This window comes from Kribbella sp. VKM Ac-2569 (assembly GCF_004216905.1).
Classification (GTDB): domain Bacteria; phylum Actinomycetota; class Actinomycetes; order Propionibacteriales; family Kribbellaceae; genus Kribbella.
Genome location: NZ_SGXJ01000001.1, coordinates 78,308 through 96,636 on the forward strand (window position 1 = coordinate 78,308; position 18,329 = coordinate 96,636).

15 protein-coding genes are annotated in these 18,329 nt (G+C 66.6%); 6 read left to right on the top strand and 9 right to left on the bottom strand.

Annotation, left to right across the window (positions count from 1 at the left end; all coding sequences use genetic code 11):
• Positions 1–23: 23 nt before the first annotated feature.
• Together EV649_RS00365 and EV649_RS00370 are read left to right on the top strand one after the other, a co-directional pair.
• On the top strand, positions 24–1,535 hold the full coding sequence (locus EV649_RS00365; protein ID WP_241997622.1) for a TldD/PmbA family protein: 1,512 nt from the start codon (positions 24–26) through the stop codon (positions 1,533–1,535).
• Entirely contained in the window at positions 1,532–2,938 is a 1,407-nt protein-coding gene (locus tag EV649_RS00370; protein ID WP_130379320.1) for a metallopeptidase TldD-related protein, read from the top strand. Before EV649_RS00365 ends, EV649_RS00370 begins: the two co-directional genes overlap by 4 nt.
• Here EV649_RS00370 and EV649_RS00375 read toward each other — a convergent pair whose 3' ends face one another.
• Positions 2,939–3,598: a class I SAM-dependent methyltransferase gene (locus EV649_RS00375; protein WP_130379322.1), complete on the bottom strand. Its 660-nt coding sequence runs from the start codon at positions 3,596–3,598 to the stop codon at positions 2,939–2,941. It abuts the gene before it with no gap.
• 135 nt (positions 3,599–3,733) lie between these two features.
• On the opposite strand from EV649_RS00375, the gene EV649_RS00380 reads away from it, so the two are divergent.
• Both EV649_RS00380 and EV649_RS00385 read left to right on the top strand, forming a co-directional pair.
• Positions 3,734–5,833 (top strand): hypothetical protein, encoded by a 2,100-nt coding sequence (locus EV649_RS00380; RefSeq protein ID WP_241997623.1) that lies wholly within the window; start codon positions 3,734–3,736, stop codon positions 5,831–5,833.
• A gap of 138 nt (positions 5,834–5,971) precedes the next feature.
• Positions 5,972–6,481 (top strand): hypothetical protein, encoded by a 510-nt coding sequence (locus tag EV649_RS00385; RefSeq protein WP_130379324.1) that lies wholly within the window; start codon positions 5,972–5,974, stop codon positions 6,479–6,481.
• A gap of 105 nt (positions 6,482–6,586) precedes the next feature.
• Here EV649_RS00385 and EV649_RS00390 read toward each other — a convergent pair whose 3' ends face one another.
• Positions 6,587–6,913 carry a hypothetical protein gene (locus tag EV649_RS00390; protein ID WP_130379326.1) on the bottom strand — a complete coding sequence of 109 codons (327 nt, stop codon included), beginning with the start codon at positions 6,911–6,913 and terminating at the stop codon, positions 6,587–6,589.
• Positions 6,914–7,516: 603 nt separating this feature from the next.
• Here EV649_RS00390 and EV649_RS00395 point away from each other — a divergent pair.
• Positions 7,517–9,061 carry a PfkB family carbohydrate kinase gene (locus EV649_RS00395; RefSeq protein WP_130379328.1) on the top strand — a complete coding sequence of 515 codons (1,545 nt, stop codon included), beginning with the start codon at positions 7,517–7,519 and terminating at the stop codon, positions 9,059–9,061.
• A gap of 15 nt (positions 9,062–9,076) precedes the next feature.
• Here the strand turns inward: EV649_RS00395 and EV649_RS00400 are convergent, their stop codons facing one another.
• On the bottom strand, positions 9,077–10,150 hold the full coding sequence (locus tag EV649_RS00400) for a hypothetical protein (protein WP_130379330.1): 1,074 nt from the start codon (positions 10,148–10,150) through the stop codon (positions 9,077–9,079).
• A gap of 465 nt (positions 10,151–10,615) precedes the next feature.
• On the opposite strand from EV649_RS00400, the gene EV649_RS40680 reads away from it, so the two are divergent.
• Positions 10,616–10,771, top strand: a complete 156-nt coding sequence (locus EV649_RS40680; RefSeq protein ID WP_157996140.1) for a hypothetical protein — start codon at positions 10,616–10,618, stop codon at positions 10,769–10,771.
• Positions 10,772–11,072: 301 nt separating this feature from the next.
• Here the strand turns inward: EV649_RS40680 and EV649_RS00405 are convergent, their stop codons facing one another.
• The 6 genes from EV649_RS00405 to EV649_RS00430 form a co-directional block, all read right to left on the bottom strand.
• Complete coding sequence (locus EV649_RS00405; protein ID WP_130379332.1) at positions 11,073–11,384, bottom strand: hypothetical protein; 312 nt, start codon at positions 11,382–11,384, stop codon at positions 11,073–11,075.
• 289 nt (positions 11,385–11,673) lie between these two features.
• Entirely contained in the window at positions 11,674–13,392 is a 1,719-nt protein-coding gene (locus EV649_RS00410; protein ID WP_130379334.1) for an IucA/IucC family protein, read from the bottom strand.
• Positions 13,389–14,636, bottom strand: coding sequence for a SidA/IucD/PvdA family monooxygenase (locus EV649_RS00415; RefSeq protein WP_130379336.1), 1,248 nt, complete (start codon positions 14,634–14,636; stop codon positions 13,389–13,391). The genes EV649_RS00410 and EV649_RS00415 overlap by 4 nt, the downstream gene beginning before the upstream one ends.
• Positions 14,624–15,154: a GNAT family N-acetyltransferase gene (locus EV649_RS00420; protein WP_241997624.1), complete on the bottom strand. Its 531-nt coding sequence runs from the start codon at positions 15,152–15,154 to the stop codon at positions 14,624–14,626. The genes EV649_RS00415 and EV649_RS00420 overlap by 13 nt, the downstream gene beginning before the upstream one ends.
• Positions 15,151–16,767, bottom strand: coding sequence for an IucA/IucC family protein (locus EV649_RS00425; RefSeq protein WP_130379338.1), 1,617 nt, complete (start codon positions 16,765–16,767; stop codon positions 15,151–15,153). The genes EV649_RS00420 and EV649_RS00425 overlap by 4 nt, the downstream gene beginning before the upstream one ends.
• On the bottom strand, positions 16,764–18,251 hold the full coding sequence (locus EV649_RS00430; protein ID WP_130379340.1) for a pyridoxal-dependent decarboxylase: 1,488 nt from the start codon (positions 18,249–18,251) through the stop codon (positions 16,764–16,766). Before EV649_RS00430 ends, EV649_RS00425 begins: the two co-directional genes overlap by 4 nt.
• Between the last annotated feature and the right edge of the window lie 78 nt (positions 18,252–18,329).

Below are 18,329 nucleotides of genomic sequence, written 5' to 3' on the forward strand. Positions count from 1 at the left end.
TTCCCGTGTATAGGGTCGGGGTCGTGCCTGATATCGACGCAAGCTTTCTCGCTCTCCCCCGGCAGGAGTTGGCGGCGGCCGCCCTGCAACGGGCCCGTGACCTCGGGGCCACGTTCGCCGAGTTCCGGCTGGAGCGGATCCGGTCCGAGTCCATCTCCCTGCGCGACAGTGTGCTGGAGAGCGCGAAGGACGACGAGGACCTCGGTCTCGCCGTCCGCGTGATCCACGACGGCACCTGGGGTTTCGCCGCCGGTGTCGCGCTGACCACCGACGAAGCGGTCAGTCTGGCCGAGCAGGCCGTGAACATGGCCCAGGTGTCCAGGCCGATCAACGCCGAGACGATCGAGCTCGCCGACGAGCCGACGTACGACGACGTCACCTGGATCTCGTCGTACGAGATCGACCCGTTCAGCGTTCCGCGGGCGGAGAAGGTCGCGCTGCTCACCGACTACAGCGACCGCCTCCTCAAGGCCGAGGGCGTCGCCCACGTGAGCGTCCACGTCGCCACGATCCACGAGTGCAAGTACTACGCGAACACCGCTGGTACGTCGTACACGCAGCAACGCGTCCGCATCGGCCCCGACATCACCGCGCACGCTGTCGCCGAGGACCGGTTCGACTCGATGTCGTCGACCGCTCCGCCGGCCGGACGCGGCTGGGAGTACATGACCGGCACCGGCTGGAACTGGGACGAGGAGCTCGCCCAGATCCCCGCCTGGCTGGTCGAGAAGATGGCCGCGCCGACCGTCGAGGCCGGCACGTACGACGTCGTCATCGACCCGTCCAACCTGTGGCTCACCATCCACGAGTCGATCGGCCACGCCACCGAGCTCGACCGTGCTCTCGGCTACGAGGCGAACTACGCGGGCACCAGCTTCGCCACGCTCGACCAGCTCGGCACGCTCAAGTACGGCTCGCCCGTCATGCACGTCACCGGCGACCGCACCGCAGAGAACGGCCTGTCCACCGTCGGGTACGACGACGAGGGCGTCGCGGGCCAGCAGTGGGACCTGGTCAAGGACGGCATCCTGGTCGGGTACCAGGTCGACCGCCGGATGGCGAAGAAGAACGAGGACGTGCTCGGCACGCCACGCTCCAACGGGTGCGCGTACGCCGATTCGTCCGGCCACATCCCGATCCAGCGGATGGCCAACGTCTCGCTGCAGCCCGCCGTCGACGGCCCGTCCACCGAGGAACTGATCAGCCGGGTGAAGAACGGGATCTTCATCGTCGGCGACAAGTCCTGGTCGATCGACATGCAGCGGTACAACTTCCAGTTCACCGGTCAGCGGTTCTACAAGATCACCGACGGCAAGCTCGAGGGTCAGCTCCGCGACGTCGCGTACCAGGCCACGACCACCGACTTCTGGGGCTCGATGGAGGCCGTCGGCGGCCCGCAGACGTATGTCCTCGGCGGCGCGCTGAACTGCGGCAAGGCCGAGCCCGGACAGTCCGGCGCGGTCAGCCACGGTTGCCCGTCCGCACTGTTCCGCGGCGTCCGCATTCTCAACACCACTCAGGAGGCCGGCCGGTGACGGGCATTCAACTCACCCCGCAGGACACGATCGAGCGGGGCCTCGCCCTGGCCGCGGCCGAGGGCGCCGACGGTTGCGTCGTACTCGTCGCCGAGACGTCCAGCACCAACCTGCGCTGGGCGAACAACACCCTGACCACGAACGGCGCGATGCGCGGCTCGAGCGTGACCGTGATCGCCACCGTCGGTACCGGCGAGGGTACGGCGGCCGGCGTCATCGGCCGCTCGTCGGTCACCGACGACTCGCTGCGCGAGATCGTGGCCGCCGCGATCGCGACCGCCCGCGCCGCGGGCCCGGCCGAGGACGCCCGCCCGCTCGTCGACGGTACGACGGGAGCGGACTGGGATCTCGAGCCGGAGGAGACGACCGTCGGCGTGTTCGAGAAGTTCGCGCCGTCGCTCGGTGAATCGCTCAAGCGCGCCTCGGGCGAGCAGCGCCACCTGTACGGCTTCGCCAACCACGAGGTCGTGACGCTGTACGTCGGTTCCTCGACGGGACTGCGGCTGCGGCAGGCGCTCCCCCGCGGGTACGTGTCGTCGACCGGCAAGAACACCGACCTGAGCCACTCGGCCTGGGTCGGCACCGCCACCCGCGACTTCACCGACGTCGACGCGCTCGCGCTCGACGCCGAGCTCACCCGCCGCCTCGGCTGGGCGAACCGGACGGTGTCCGTCGACGCTGGCCGGCACGCGACGATCCTGCCGCCGGCCGCGGTCGCGGACCTGATGACGTACCTGTTCTGGCAGCTCGACGGCCGGGACGCGTTCGAGGGCCGGACCGTGTTCTCCAAGACCGGTGGCGACACCCGCCTTGGCGACACACTGTCGTCACAGCCCGTGAACCTGCACTCCGATCCGGCGCTCGCCGGGCTGGAGGCGTTCGCGTTCGCGGTGGCCCGTTCGTCCGGCGGCTCGTCGAGCGTCTTCGACAACGGGCTCACGCTCGCGGCCACGGACTGGATCCGCGGCGGTAAGCTCGAACACCTGATGACGAGCCGGTACACGGCCGGTCTGATCGACGCGCCGACGGCCACACCGGACATCGAGAACTACGTGGTCTCGGTCGACGGTGCGACCGGTTCGACCGACGACCTGGTCGCCGGGCTCGACAACGGGCTGCTGCTGACCTGCCTCTGGTACATCCGGATGGTCGACCCGCAGACGCTGCTGCTCACCGGCCTCACCCGCGACGGCGTCTACCTGGTCGAGAACGGCGAGGTCACCGGGGCCGTCAACAACTTCCGCTTCAACGAAAGCCCGGTCGACCTGCTGGCCCGGTTCACCACGGCCGGCGCGACCGTTCCGTCGTACTCGCGGGAATGGGGCGACTACTTCTCCCGCACCGCGACCCCGCCGCTGCTGATCCCCGACTTCAACATGTCGAGCGTCAGCCAGGCGAACTGATCATTGCTTGATGAGGGCAACGCGCCACATCTCGCGTTGCCCTTCGCGGTACGGCGTGAGCTCGTCGAGCTGCCAGTGCTCGGCGAGCTCACGCACCAGGTCCTCGTCGAAGAAACGGCCGACGAAGCCGTCGTGCACGGACAGCCCGTGCTCGCCGAGCTGCTGCCAGTTCTGCGAGCACGGGTCGCCGGTCGACCACACGGCGTACACGAAAACCCCGCCCGGGCTGAGCACCCGGCGGATCTCGGACACGAGTGACCGCAGCTCGGACGGCGAGAACGCCATGTTCAGCAGGAGATTCGCGAACACCGCGTTCACTCCGCCGTCGGCCGGCGGCAGCGGGTCGCGGACGTCGTGCAACGCGGCGGTGACCCGGTCGTCGAGCCCTTCGCGCTGCGCCTCATGCCGTAGCTGGTCGAGCGCAGTCTCGCTGAAGTCGGTGGCGTGCACGCTGAATCCCTGTCTGGCCAGGAAAAGCGCGTCTCTGCCGTGGCCGGCGCCGAGTTCCAGGACGTCATCGATGCCTGCGGCACCGAACCTCTCCACGGCCTGCTGCGCCGCGACCGATGGCTCGAGTCCGTGCAGCTGCGGGCGTCTCGCGTACGCCGAGTCCCAACGTTCCTGCTGAGCTCTTGCGAGCTCGACATGCCCAGTGTTCATCGTGCTCCCCGTGTTCGTCACGCCGGTCTGGACGATCGGCAGACCGCGCCAGCCTACGTCAGAACTTTGAGTAGACGTACTCAAGCGGTGGGACGTTCCCTCTCGGGACAGTGGTAGGGACCCGAGGAGGACTCGATGCCGACCGCCGCCATCACCTGCCCCACCTGCCGCTCGCAGCTGCACCTGACGATCGAGCCGGCTCCTGATCCACAGCCTTACCCACAGCCCGAACTGCGCCTCCCCACCGCCCCACCCCACCTCGGCATCCACCCGCCCCCTCCCCCCGCACCTCCTGCCGCACCGCCTGCCGCACCGCCTGTTGCGGCTCGTGAGACGCGGCCGGAGTCCGGGGCCCGCCCGCCGTACCCGACGACCTTCAGCGACCCCCGCCCGCTCCTCCAACCGCCGACCACCCAGCCGCCGAAACCTTCCAGGATCCGCCGCCTCAGCCCCCAGGCCACCCTCCTCACCCTCGGCGTACTCCTCCTCCTGGCCGCTGGCGTCACCTTCCTCGCCGTCAACTGGGACAGCCTCCCCGTCGCCGCCCAGGCCGCGATCATCGGCACCCTCGCCGCCCTCTCCTTCGCCGGCTCGATCCCAGCGAGCCGCCGCAAACTGGCCGGCACCGCCGAAGCCCTAGCCATCCTCGGCACCGGACTCCTCACCGTCGACCTGTACGGCGCCCGCGCCCTCGGCCTCATCCCACCGACGGCCGTCGACGGCTTCACCTACAGCGCGATCGTCTTCGCGACCATCGCCGTACTCGCCCTCCTGATGACCCGCCTCGCCCCCAAGGTCATCACGTACGGCGTCACCACCGTGATCGCCGCCCAGCTCCCGATCCCACTCGTCCTGATCGACCGGGCGAGCCTCCCGATCCTCCTCGGCGCGCTCCTCGCCCAGGTCGTCAGCACGCTGTTCCTGTCCGCGAAGGGCACCGCGATCGTCCGCCGTACCGGATCCATCACCGCAGCCATCGTCTTCTGCGGCATCCTCGTAGCCGGCATGACCCGCACCCTCCTGGGCCTCCTGACCACGACCACCCTGTCCATCACGATCGCGACCGCCGCAGTGGTCTGCCTCGCCGCCGCGACCGGCCTCGCGATCCTCCGCAAGCGTCCTCTCCCCGCGGCGATCCCGTCCGGCCTCGGCGAATGCGTCTGCGCCGCAGCCGCCGCCTTCGCGGTCGCCACCACGCTCCCGCAACTCCCCGGCCCGAGCCGCTGGTTCGCCACCGCACTCGCCACGGCCCTCGCGATCATCGAACTCGTCGCAGCCCGCCGTACCGGCAAGCTCGCCATCGTCCTGCACAGCGCAACCATCACGGTCGCCGCCGTCGACCTCACGTACTGCATGGCGACCGACGACATCCGCCAACTCGGTTACATCGCCGCGATCCTCGCCGTACTGGCCGTCCTCGCCGCCGTCCGCAAACTCACCGACCCGGTCCCGAGCGCCGCCGTCGCCAGCCTGAGCGCCCAGCTCGCGATCATCCTGTTCGCATTCGACGGGTACGTCGGCACCTGGCCGGCCGCCGTCGCGCTAGCCGCCGTGGCCGCGATCGGCATCGCCGTCACCTGCGGGTACGTCGGCAAGCCGCTGGAACCCGTCCTGCTCACCACCGCCGCCTGCGCCGCCGTCCTGGCCGAGATCGCTGCCGTGTCGGCATCCCCCTACACCGCAACCGGCGTAGTCCTGACCATCGTTGCCGCCCCACTGATTGCCTACGGCATGAACCCGCGCCGCCGCCCCACCCTGCTGCAGGCCGCGCTCCTGCTCATCATCGCCAACACCGCCTTCATGCTCGGCGCCGACGCGCACACCCTGGAGTGGTACACCGTCCCGCCCGCCCTGATCCTGCTCGTCGTCGGCATCGTTGCCTGGCGCAACCAACCCAGCTGGGTCTTCCTCGGCCCCGGTCTGATGCTCGGCCTCGCCCCCTCCGCCCTGGTCGCCGACACCACCGACAACTGGCTTCGCGCAACGCTGGTAGTAGCCGCCGCCGTCCTCCTCATCCTGATCGCCGTCCGCTACTCCCTCCAGTCCCCCTTCGTCATCGGCTCCGCCGCCGTAGCCAAGATCGCCATCGCCCAGTTCCTCGAAGTAGCCCCCCTCATCCCCCGCTGGATAACCCTCGCCACCGCCGGCCTGATCCTCCTAACCACAGGCGCCACCTACGAACGCCGCCTAACCCAAGCCAAACAAGCCACCAAGTGGGTAGCCAACCTCCGCTGAATCAACCGCTTGCAACGACGCGCTGGCAAACCACGCCACCCAGCCCGCAGCCCGCAGCCGCATACCAAAGATGCTGACTGATTGCGTTGGGGGACGCCTCAGCCCGTTCCTCAAGCAGATCGACTACCTGGTCGCCACATGAGGGGGCTCGAGCGCTTCGCCTTCTCCGAAGAGGCGAAGTACGACCCGCAGCTCCTCAGCGACGACCTCCTCAGCCGCGGGCTGAGATGGCTCTGTCTGCTGGGCGATCTAGGCGGCGGAACCATCTACGAGCACCGCAAGGTAGCCGCCCAAATCCCGATTCCCGGCCACATCAAGGAATCCGCCATCACCCGAGACGCCTTCTACGCCGCCGCGGCCGCCCGCCCGATCGAAGACCGTACCCTCACCAACGAAACCATCCGCTGGGCAGCCGCCGCCATGACCAGCTTCGCCGACACCTACCACCAGGCTCCCACCACCCCGCCCGACCGAGCCAGCGTCGAGGAGCGATACCGAGCGATACCGTCAGTTCCCCCAGCTGAACGTGTCTTGACTCGCCAACTGGAGAGCGTCACCAACCGCGTCATCGCGGACTCAATACGAGGACTCGGCAGCTCCGCTGTCGAGTGTCAGGCGACCGGCGTTCTCACGTCGGCAACCGTCTAGGCCCGCTCGAGACGGCGCGCAGAGGGCAGCCCCGGAGGCGATATGTACGCATACTGAACTTCCGACCGCTACAGCACCGAGGGACGGATGTCCGATCAGAATTCGTCAGGTGTGCCGAGTCTCTCGCACCTCGCGACGATCCTCGAACACTTCCGCAAGGGTGCGGGAATCGGCGTCGACCGCTTGAAGCGATCGGATGAGCAGGAACGGGCCGTCTTCCTCTTCGAACTGCCGGCCGTTCGGCGCAGAGTGAGCTGCGGCACCAGCGAGCCGGAAGCTGCCGCGCTGGAGGTTCTGACCGAGTCGGTTCGCGGGATGAGCAATCCGACGCACCGCCTGGTTGTCGATGCCGTCTTGGCGCTCGGGATGCGAGGCGCACGGCGTGCCGGCACACTGCTCCGGAGTCTCAGGGCTCCATCGGTCGCGGTTCATCGCAAAGCCGTCCTGGATCCCTTTCCTTATCGGGCCGCAGTACGAGCCAAACCGCCATCTGGCAATTCCTGGATCTAACCCAAATCCCTCGCTGGATCACCCTCGCCACCGCCGGCCCACTGCTCCTCCTGATAGGCGGCACCTGCGAACGCCGCCTAACCCAAGCCAAACAGGTCAGCCACTCGATAGCCTCCTTCCACTGAATCAGCACTCGTCCCACACTGCACGACACTCGGCGATCGGTCTCAGCTTCGCCAATCGGCGGATACTGAAATCTCGGACGACCGCGTTACCCGGGGGAACAATGTCTGGGGAGCTCTACCAGCCATCCGAGGCCAAGTCATTGGTCCTCGATGTCATCGCGCTTGCGAAGAACCTGGGACTCAAGCGAGCCTGGCTGATCGCGCACCGCGCCTGCCTCAGATGCGGGACTGGAGGCGAGTCGCGTGCGTCGCCGCGAGTCCTCATGGTGGCCGCCTTGCCAGTTCAGTTCGGCATGGGACAGCACGCTTTCGCGGCTAGACAGACACAGTTAACGTACCTTCCTTGCCTATTTGCATTAGCGCATAATGACCTCAAGTGATTGATCGGGGACGGAGACGAGTGGCCGAGCTCAGCCGGGGATGGGAACCGCCCAGCGCGCTGGTGCTGACTCATGCGCTTGAAAAACTGCGGACACGTGACGGCCTTTCACTCGCGAAGATGGGCGACGACAGAGGGCAGGCGGGGCCTTTGCTCGAGCTCCACGCCACCCAGCGATTTGCGAGCGTGCACAGGGTCGATTTGGCCGACGCGGCCTTGGGCGTGGTCAAGCAATGCGTCCTCGAGACGATCGACGGGACTCATCGGATCGTCGCCGACGCGACGCTTGCGCTGGGGCTGTTCGTAGACCAGTACGCGCGCTCCGGCATCCACGGAAAGATCGTCAGAGCCTTGGGCGCCGATTCCCTCGGAGTGCGGCGAGCTGCTCTGCTCTCCAACTGGCCGCAGCTTCACGCCGCCCTCGGTCTGGACTCCGGCACGCCACCAAGTGACCGAACGCTGCGTGGTACGACCGAGCACGACGTCCTCCGCGAGCTGGCCCGTCAGTTGATTCGATGGGAAGTCAGTTCAGTCGGGGTGAGGAACTTCGTCAAACCCGAAACGGGCGCACCAGCACCGACCAACAGCCGACCGAGGGGCCGCATCATCGTTGTCGGCGGCGCCGTCATGGATGCGACGTTCCGCACCAAGAACCTGCCGCAGAACGAAACCTCATCAGAGGCCTACAGCTTCGATCTCTCGCCCGGCGGGAAGGGCTTGTCGCAGGCCGTCGCCGCGGCTCGATTGGGACTCGATGCGTCGCTCATCGCCGCGATCGCAGACGATCGATTCGGACACGAAATCATCAACTACCTCCATGACGAAGGGGTCAACACATCTCTGCTGAAGCTCATCCCGCGCGCACGTACGCCTTTCACCGGCATCATCGAAAAGGAGCTCGGAGACAGCGTCGCCGTCAATTGGCGCAACCAGATGGAGGTCCATCTCGGCACCAGCGACATCGAGGATGTCTCGCACAAACTGGTCGACTGCGACGCGATCCTGGTGACCTTCGAGATTCCTGTCGAGACGATGCAGCGCACCCTTGCACTGGCGCACACGGTCGGCAAGCACCGCCCACTGGTGATCGTCACACCCGGCCAGCCGTACACCGATGATGGCATCTCCGGAAATTCACTGGCCCAGATCGACTACATGGTGGCGCACGCCTGGGAACTAGGACGCTTCTCACCACCGGGTCAGGAGCGCTTCGATCCAGACCCGGTCGCCCGCCACCTGCTTGCCTACGGAGTGGAGACCCTGTGCGTACCGTCGAACGGCGGATGCACGATCTACTCCAGCACCAAGCTGGAGACCTTCACAGTTCCCAGCTTCCCGTCGATCTACAAAGAGTCGTCCGCAGCACGCGACGCGTTCTGCGCAGCTCTGGCAGCCCAACTGATAGACCACGACCGCATCTTCACCGAAGAGCAAGCATTGTGGGCCACAGCCGCCATGGCCTGCGCAACCGCAGACTTCCCGTTGTCGAACTCAATGCCCACCCGCCAACGGGTGGAGGCGCTCCTGAGACGCTCCCGCTTCGCGGTGTCCCCTCAATCGAGCTGAGCGACCCTCTACCTCTCAGCGATACAGCCTTCGCTGCTGATCCAGCGGCACGCTCTCGGTCGGTCCCTTGACGCGGCTACAGAAGATCATCGAGTCCAGCAGGTCGACCGAGCTGTCCTGGAACCGGCCCGGATACGTACTCTTCAGCTGGTCCACGTTCGTCGTTTCGAATCGTGTGCGCAGCTGGCGCGGCGTGACATAGTATTTGTCGAAGTACATGTACGGCCGAGCCTTGATCGTCATCCACCGCTGCCAGTTCGCCGCAACGTAGCTCGTACCGGTGAACCCTAGATTAGGATCAACCGCCGTCGACAGAAGCCGTACCTCAGGGCAGGTCTTTCGAATGTGATGGCGAACCCGCGACAGCAGGAAAGATATCGCATTGAACGGCGCCGAATCGAACGAGTAGACGCGGGAAACATCGCGTACGGCTTCCATCGGCACAGCGAACTGTCTCGTGATCTGTTTACCTACGCGCATCCACTCCAACGGCGACACACTGCAGAGTGTGACCGGCCGGCCCTCCTTGTCGACCAGAGCATAATTGACCGCACCCGGCCGGGAATTTCGCAGGTAGTGCAGGCTGTCGAAGAGCTGCGCCGACGCCGATTTCTCACCGTATACGAAGGTCAGCTCGTCAAGTCCAAGCTCCTGAGTAGGCACCCAGTGCTTCACATTCTCCTGATCCTTCAACAACTGCCGAGCGCTACGGCGAAGCTCAGCGTCGACCTGCCGTCGGGTCAACACGCCCGTGGCGCCTGCCACCCTCGGTAGATGCAAGAGGACGCGAACGATCAGCGCGCGGGAATCGAAGTTGTCAACAACTTTGCTCACCCGCTTGACGACTCGGTCCACCAGGTCCAGGAAGTCTTGCCGCTGTGTCCGGCAGGCCTCCAATGAGATCCGACCCTTCGGCGAGGGCAGGCCGTCTTCAATCTCCAGCAAGGCGAGCAGATCCTCTAAGGAGATCGCGCCGATCCGTGGACGGAGCGAATCACTTGTCGCGGAGGTCTGAGCAACCTGCGTCGACCGCTCTCGAACAGCCGCCAGCCGTGCCTCGGTACTGCCGCCAGGACGGAACTCCGTCATCGCAGCACCCGGACACTCCATCACATCAGTCACGCGCCACCCATTCATCAGATCCAAACCGACGCTGCTGTCGCCGTACTGCTCGTGGCATGCGACACCAGTTTTGGCAAGCGCGTGCGATCGCAGCGCTCGAACCTGCGGACAAGCTAGCGCCTCAAACCTGACAGCTACAAACTTTGGCTAACGATCTTTCCGGCGTGTCGCCAGAACTCGCAGTGTGGCTGCCAATTGGCAACCAGGGCTCCCAAGTGGAACGACTTTACGCCAGGACGGCCACCCGACCGCGCCCGAGAGGCAGCCAGTTCCGCAACTTGGCGACCGCGGTCTTTCCAATATTCCAGATTGACACCCTTTTGACGGAGCTTCTACTGGAACGGACAGATACACGAGCGGGGCACCGACCAAATCTAGCCCTACGGCCGGTGAAAGACAAAGGAAGTGAACCGAAGTAGAGAGGAAATCATCATGCCTCCCACGCAAATCGTCGCAACCCTCGTAGCTCTCGCCGGCGCGGTCCTGGTCACGTCGCTGTGGAAGCAGCTACTAACCCTGCTTCTGGTAGGCGCTGTACTCGTCTTCTTCTTCGGTGTCTACAACATCGCCACCGCACTGGCCCGCTGATCCCACAGGCGGCGAGCAGGTGATGTCCGTCCGAGATCTTCTCGGACGGGCATCACCATTTATTCGGAGTACAACCAGCGGATTCTCCGTCTGCTCGCGCCACCTTGCGGCCCAACACACCCAGCCCCATCCCGACGACTGTGGAAGCCACCTTGAACGGCCACGGCAGGCCGACCTGAGGAAAGTTGGTCAGCGTCGCCGCAGCCGAGCCGAGGATCCACAGACTCCAACTCAGCACGCGACGACACCCGCCCGTGTTTCCTGGGGGGCGTCTTGTGTTTGTCGCCCTGACGGACGAAAGTCAGTTGGCCTGGCTGAACCAGCGGGACATGCCGTTGGCTAGGACCTGTGTGCGGCACCAGACCGGGTCTTGTTTGAGTCCTTGGGCGGAGAGGCGGATCAGGGCCTTGTATTCGATTGCGAGGGCGGCGAGGGTGCTGTGGCGGTCGCAGACGAAGGCTCGGTCGGCGAGGAGCTCGTACTGGTCGCAGGTCAGGTCGATGACCCAGCGGTCGGGAGAGGTCGGGTTGCCGATCTCGATCCAGCAGTGGAACTGCAGCGCTTGACTGCCGACGAGGATGTCGCCCACGCAGTACCGGGATCGTGCACGCAACAGCCAAGGGAGTTCGTGCAGCAGCCAAGCTGAGCTGACGCCGCATTGGCCTGCGGACGCAGGGAGCCCTGGGCCGGACACGAAGTCGGGGTGGATGGTGGATTCGGACCACTCTTCGGAGAGAGCGACCCGGTACGCGTAGAGCCGGCGGCGAAGACGGGCAGAGAACCAAGTGTCCGGCCGTGAAGACGAGACTGCCAAGACAGAGTTCGACACGGTGGCCCCCCAATCCCCTTGCTTCGAACCACTCACTCGGCATTGTGGGCGCAGCCGGTTTCGGTGCGCAAGGTCAATATTCCAAGGGGATTGGCGTGGCTGTGTGCAACGGGTTGGGGATGGTGCCGGTGACTGGGATGGGTGGGCGGGTGTCCAGGTCGGTGTAGCCGAGGGTCAGGCGGTAGCCGTTCAGTGGGTAGCGGAGAAAGGTCTCTGCTGTGAGTGCCGTGGCTCTCAAGCGGTCGGTGTATTCAGGGTGGCTCTGGGTGTAGCGGTGTACCTCGCCTAGAGCTATGCCCCAGAAGGTTTCTTCCGGGATCAGCGATTTGGCTGCCAGTGGGTTCAAGACGCCTAGAAGGAGGGCATCCACCACGTACTGGCGGAGGATCGGCCACGGTTTGCGAGGCAGGACGCGATCGTTGGAGTCCGGCTCGATGCCTCGGGCAACGATTGGATCGGTCGAGATGTTGATGTCGTCGACAAGATCCTTGATCACGAGGCGACTGGGCAGACCCGAGCTGTCGCAGATGATGGCGAGGTTTTCACCGTGCGGGTTGACTGTGATGCCGTAGTGGTGGAGGAGGTGGAGCAATGGGCGGAACAGGGTAGAGAGGAGGTGGCTGAGCCACGTTTGAGGGTCGGTTCCGGAGCAGGCGATCATTTCTTTGGCCAGTCCGGGATGTAAGACGGCTGCCAGCGGCCAGACGGATTCGCCTTCAACCAGGCGGGGGTCGACGGGGTCTCGCCAGATGACGCCCAGGGTTTCGGTCCATTGATAGGGGATGTCGGGGGCAGTCGAGAGTTCGGGGTGCGGGACCGTGACCGAGGCGACCTCGCCCAACAACTCGGTGCCTAGGTCGCGGAAGGTCTCGTCGCGAGACCACAGGCCGCGGAGCCATTGGGTGATCATTGGTGCGGCGAGGGTGCAATGTGACGGGATGCCGCGGTAGACCGAGGTGTTCAGAATCTTCAGGGGAAGCTTGACCTGGTAGCGCGAAGGATTCGAGATGTTGACCATCGTGCGGATCGACTGGGTCGGGAGGTACTCGTCGGGGCTCTCCCCCAGCACCACGATCTCCCCCGTGGCGAGTTCGCGGGCCCACTGGATGCGGATGACGTGGTCCAGTTGCCACGGGTGGCACGGGAGCCACACGTACGCGTCGGGGTCGTCCAAGCGCGCACGGAACGCCTCGATAACAGGCGGGTCCAGTTCCCTGGCGATGACCGAGTGCTCCGAGAGGTCCGGCGTACCGCGGAACTCGGCGAGGCCACGTCGTACGGCGAGCCAGATCAGGTGGAGCGGAGTACGAGCCTCTGGGGCGTACCGCTCGCTGTCGGAGGCCGAGAAGCCGAGGCGGCCCTTGTTGGCGACTAGGAGTGGGTGCCCGGTCAGGTGTCCTTCCAGCCGGCTGTGGTGCAGCTCCAGCAACTCAGTCGCGGGCACTGCCGTAGAAGCCATCCGTACGTCGGCCGCGAGCGTGCTCGTCAGTTCAGCGACGTACCCGGCCACGGTGGACCCGTCGACCCCCAGTACGTCGGCAGCGTCGACGAAGAACCGGATCGGGTCGGTGGCGACCTCGCTCTCGTCGTTGCCGAGGATGCCGGCGGTGGTACGTCGGATCGACGCCGGATCGACCCGCCAACTGCCGAAGCCGCCGCGCGTCGCCTCGAACATGTAGGACACTGCCCCGAGGTCCAGCCGGTTGTCGACGGGCTCCAGCAAACCCTCCGTGCAGAACTGCGAGATGAGCTTCGCCAGCAACTCCGACGAACACTGGGTCCAGACACTCATCCGGGGATCGCAAACGTCGTGTACGCGGTGGACTTGGGCAGCCGGAACACCTCTCGGCCGGCCACGCTGTTCAGGATGGTCGCGTTGCGGATCGCTCCGATGCCGAGGTCCGGTGCAGCGACGCCGTGGCTGTGCAGGTCTGCGTTCGCGACGAAGATGCGTCCCTCCAGAGCCCCCCGCACGCTGTGGTCGCGGTTGATGACCCAGCGACCGGCAGCATCGTGCTCGATCTGCGATTGCAGCGACTCCAGGAACGGCAGCGGGCGGTTCCGGTAGCCGGTCGCCGCTACGACGGCGCCTGTCGTGTGCTGGAACGTCTTCCCGCTGTCCGCGTGCAGCATGGTGAGTTCCAGCCCGTCAGCACGCGCAACCGCAGAGACAACAGCCACGCCACATTGCAGTTCAACCGGCAGCTCCCGCGAGTACAGGACGTCGTGGATGTCGTCCAGCGTCTCCGACGAGATGCCCTTGTAGTGCCGCCACTGCTCCTTCACCAGCTTGTCGCGTACCGGCTCGTCCAGTCCGTGGAAGTAGTCGACGTACGACGGTGTCGTCATCTCCAGCACCAGCTTGGAGTAGTCCAGCGGTGCGAACGACGGCGTACGCGTCAACCAGGACACTGCCGGTCCGTCAGAACGGATCAGGTCCAAAAAACATTCAGCGCCCGACTGACCCGAGCCGACGACGGTCACGTGACCAGCGCGTAGCAGGTCGTCGCGGCGGAACAGGTAGTCCGCAGAGTGCAGGAATCGCTCCGCAGGCAGGCCAGCCAACGCTGCAGGCACAGCGGGCTCCGTACCGACACCAACCACCAGGTGGCGCGCTTCGAAGGTCTCCACGGCGTCGCCCCGCTCCACGGTCAGTTCGAACGACGAGCCGTTCCACACCGCCTCCCGCACGTGGTGGCCGAAGTGCAGTGAGTCCAGCTGCGCCGCACACCACCGCAGGTACGTTTCGTACTCGCGCCGCGTCGGGTGGAACTTCTCACGCACGTAGAACTGGTACAGCCGGTCGTTGTCCTTCAAATACGACAGAAACGACAGGTGATGCGCCGGCTCGACCAACGACACCAGGTCGGCCAGGAACGACACCTGCAGCATTGCGTCCTCGAACATCAACCCGCGATGCCAGGTGAACTCCGGCCGGCTGTCGAGCACAGCAAGCTGTACGTCGTCCACACCGTCCGCCAGTGCGGCCAGTCCGAGGTTGAACGGTCCACAGCCGATCGCAATCACGTCATACATGTCATGCCTCCCTGCACGGCCCGGGTACGGACCATCAGTAGTGCTGTCTTCTCGGGCAGCTGTAGCTCCCCGTGCTGGACGAATCCGGCCGCGGCGAACGCGCGGACGGAAGGGGCGTTCTCGATGTCAGGTTCGGCGACCACCTGCGAGCAGCCCGGCTCTGCGCGCAGCACCTCGTCAGCGAGCCAACGCAGTAGCTGCCGCCCGAGTCCCCGGCCGACGCGCGCGACGTCACCGATCGCCACGTGCACGCCCCAGTCCTCCTCGCCGTACGCGTAGTACTCCGCAAGACGGTCGTGCCGGACCCGGTACAACTCGACGTACGCGAACTCCTCCGCGTCCGCCACGACCACGTATGGCGTGGAGTGCTCCCCGGCAGCCTGTTGCTCGATCTCCTGCGCCCAGCGCTCCACAGACCAGCCCTGGTGCCACCAGCGCCGGACGTGCGGCTGCGACATCCAAAGTGCGATGCGCGGGGCGTCGGACGGGTCCGCCGGCCGCAGGTCGAATGAGGTCACCGCAGCGGGTTAGGGATGTCGAGGTAGACGGACTGTGCGTCCAGTGGCGCTACCACCTCGTCAATGCCCCGCAGCCGGGTCAGCATGTTCGCCTTGCACGGGAGCGTGTCTGCCTCGAGCCATCGCCGCGCCAGCCGATCGCCAGAAGGTCCAGCGGCCTTCAGCAGCGGCAGTGCGAGTGTCAGCCGCTCCCGCACCACCCCGAGCAGGTCGTCCTCGTCTGCGACCCCGTCCGCCGCCAGACAGCCCACCACGGCCAGCGCCTGGTTGTGGAGCAGGTAGTAGGTCAGCCGGTCGTCGACGATCGGGTCGTCCACCACCGCCAGCGTCGAATCACGGAGCCCGGTGACCGCCAGCAGACTACGCAGGTACGACGACGCGAGGTAGTACCCCTGGTTGTCGCGATAAGCACCGCCCTTGATCCGCCCCGCCCCGTCCAGCCGTACCAGCGTGTTCTGCTGATGCGCCTCGAGACCGATGCCTGTCTCGGCGTACAGGTGCAGCATCGGGATCAGTACGTTGTCGATGTACGCCGAAACCCACTCGGCCGGGTCCTCCGCCGCGAAGGCACTCAACCGACTCACACTGCCAGGTCGTGGAGCGACGAGCCCCGCCAGGCAGGCGTAGCTGTTGACGTCCGCCGGCACCTCCCGGACAGCAACGTCGAGACCGGTCAACGTCGGTCCACCCTCGTCGAGCGCGACCCAGGCCGGGTCGCGAACGATGGTGAAGCGCGGGTGCGCGGTCGCCGTACCCGCGTTGTACGCCGCATCGAGCAACCGATTGATCTCCAGCCCGCGCCGTAGCTCGGTCGGTGTCGACTCCCGCCGCGAGTTCGTGATCCGCAGACCGAGCGACAGCTTCAGCATCACCGGCAGATCCGGATGGAACACGGTCCGCAAACTGGACGTCGGGTACCACTGCGCACCACCAGGTCCCAAGTCCTTCACCCGACCGGCAGAGATCAGCGAGGCGACCTGCGGACGCTCCGCCACCGCAGCCGCCTGCCACGGATGGGCCGGGATCAGGACCCGGCCCGACGACGGGGTGATACCGGCCAGCGCGCCCATCAACTGCACAGCGTCCAGTCCCTGCAGCGAGGGCGCGCCGGCCACCTGGTCCGACGACACCAGTTCGGCGTCGGCTTCGAACCAGTGCACTGCGAAGCGGCCGCCGAGCTCCGGCGAGTACGCCGCCAGCTCCTCACCGCTCAGTCCGTCCCGGCTCTTCGGCGCCGGGTGGTTCAGATGCCCGAACAGCAACGCCTGCTCGAACTCGAGGAAACGTCCGGGACCCCGCTGGCCGTCGGCCAGCTCGACGAACAGCGCGACGTTGCGCACCGACTCTGCCGTCCGCGCCGCCAGGTCGTCGATCTCGGCCGGATCCGCGTCCGCGGACAGCAACCGCACGAGCTCCTCAGGTACGGCGGGTACGCCGTCCACCTGTACGTCGGTGAACTGGTGCAGCCCGGTCCGCGACGCGTGCTCCACCCGAGCCGTCACCGTCGAGCCGCCGACCTCCAAGGTCAGCGCCCCGACCGCGACCGGCACGGACGACTCCCGGGTGTAGCACCGCAGGATCGCGTTCAGATGCGCATCAGCCGCAATAGTCACGCCGCTCCTTCGCCTGTCTGGACGTCGAGGCCGGTGGCCACGACCTGGTCGAGCAGGTCCTCGATGTCCGTCGCGGTGGCGTTCGGGTTCAGCAGCGTCAGCTTCAACGCGACCGCCGCCGGGCGGCCGCCGCGGGCCGGCAGCTTGGTCCGGCCGATCAGCACCCGCCCGGAGGTCAGCAACCGGCGCCGGACCTCACCCTGGAGCGCGTCCAGTCCGGACGCGTCCAGTCCCTGCCCGGCGACCCGGAACAACACCGTGGTCAGGGTCACCGGCGCCAGCAACTCGAGGTTGCTGTCGGCAACGACCCGGGCCGCGGCAGCGTGCGCGAGCTCGTGGCAGGTGTCGACCATCGTTCCCAGTCCGGCCCGTCCGTATGCCGTCAGCGTGGTGGCAACCTTGACCGCGTCCGGCCGGCGGGTGGTCTGCAGGCTACGGCCGAGCAGCCCGTCCAGCCCGGAGTCGATGTCGTCAGCCGGGTTCAGGTAGTCCACCGAGCGGTCGAACGCCGCGAACCGGCTCCGGTCCGCCACCAGCAGCACGCTCGTCGCGGCCGGCTGCCAGCCGATCTTGTGCAGGTCCAGCGTCACCGAGTCCGCCAGCGGTACGTCGGCGAGCAGCGGCGCCAGCCGGTCCGAGAACAATGCCCCGAACCCGTACGCCGCGTCGACGTGCAGCCAGGCGCCGTACTGCCGGGCCAGCGCGGCGATCGGCGCGATCGGGTCCACCGATCCGAAGTCCGTCGTACCGGCGGTCGCGATCACGGCCACCGGCGTACGGCCGGGCTTCGCGAGCTGGTCGGCGAGCAGGTCGGTCCGCATCCGGAAGTTCTCGTCGGAGGCGATCGTGATCGCGGCCTGCTCACCGAGCCCGAGGGCGGCGCAGGCTCGCTGGACCGAGAAGTGGGCGAGCTCCGAGCAGAACACGACCGGCCGGTCGAAGCCCTGCAGACCGTTCCGCCGGACGTCGACGCCCGCGGCGGCGGCCGCGCTGTCGCGGGCGATCAGGATCGCGAGCAGGTTCGAGATCGAGCCGCCAGGTGTCAGTACGCCGTCCGCCCGCGGGCCGAATCCGGCTAGCGCGGCTAGCGCCCGCACGACCCACTGCTCGATGGCGAGCGTCGCGGGACCGGAGTCGTAGGTGTCCATCGAGGCGTTCGAAGCCGAGGCCAGCGCGTCCGCGTCGACCGCGACCTGCAGCACCGGCGGCTGCAGGTGTGCCGCGGCGTGCGGGTGACTCAGGTCGATCCCGTGCTCGTCGAGCAGCCCCGCGATCAGGTCGAGCGCGGCGGACTCCCCCACGCCGGTCGACGGGATCCGCGGCTCACCCAGCACCTCGGCAGCGCGTCGCAGTACCGCTCCCGGCGAACCGTGCGGCAACGGTCCGCGCTGACGGTTCGAGACCGTCGAGGCCAGCGGCCAGCGTGCGGCGAACGGATCGCGAACAGGTGCGGGCAGCGCGGTGAGACGTGCGGGCTGCGACATCCAGATCTCCCGGGAAGTTGTCGAGTAAGGCAACCCTTACTAAGGCAGACCTAACCTTTGTCCTGCGCACCCACGGTG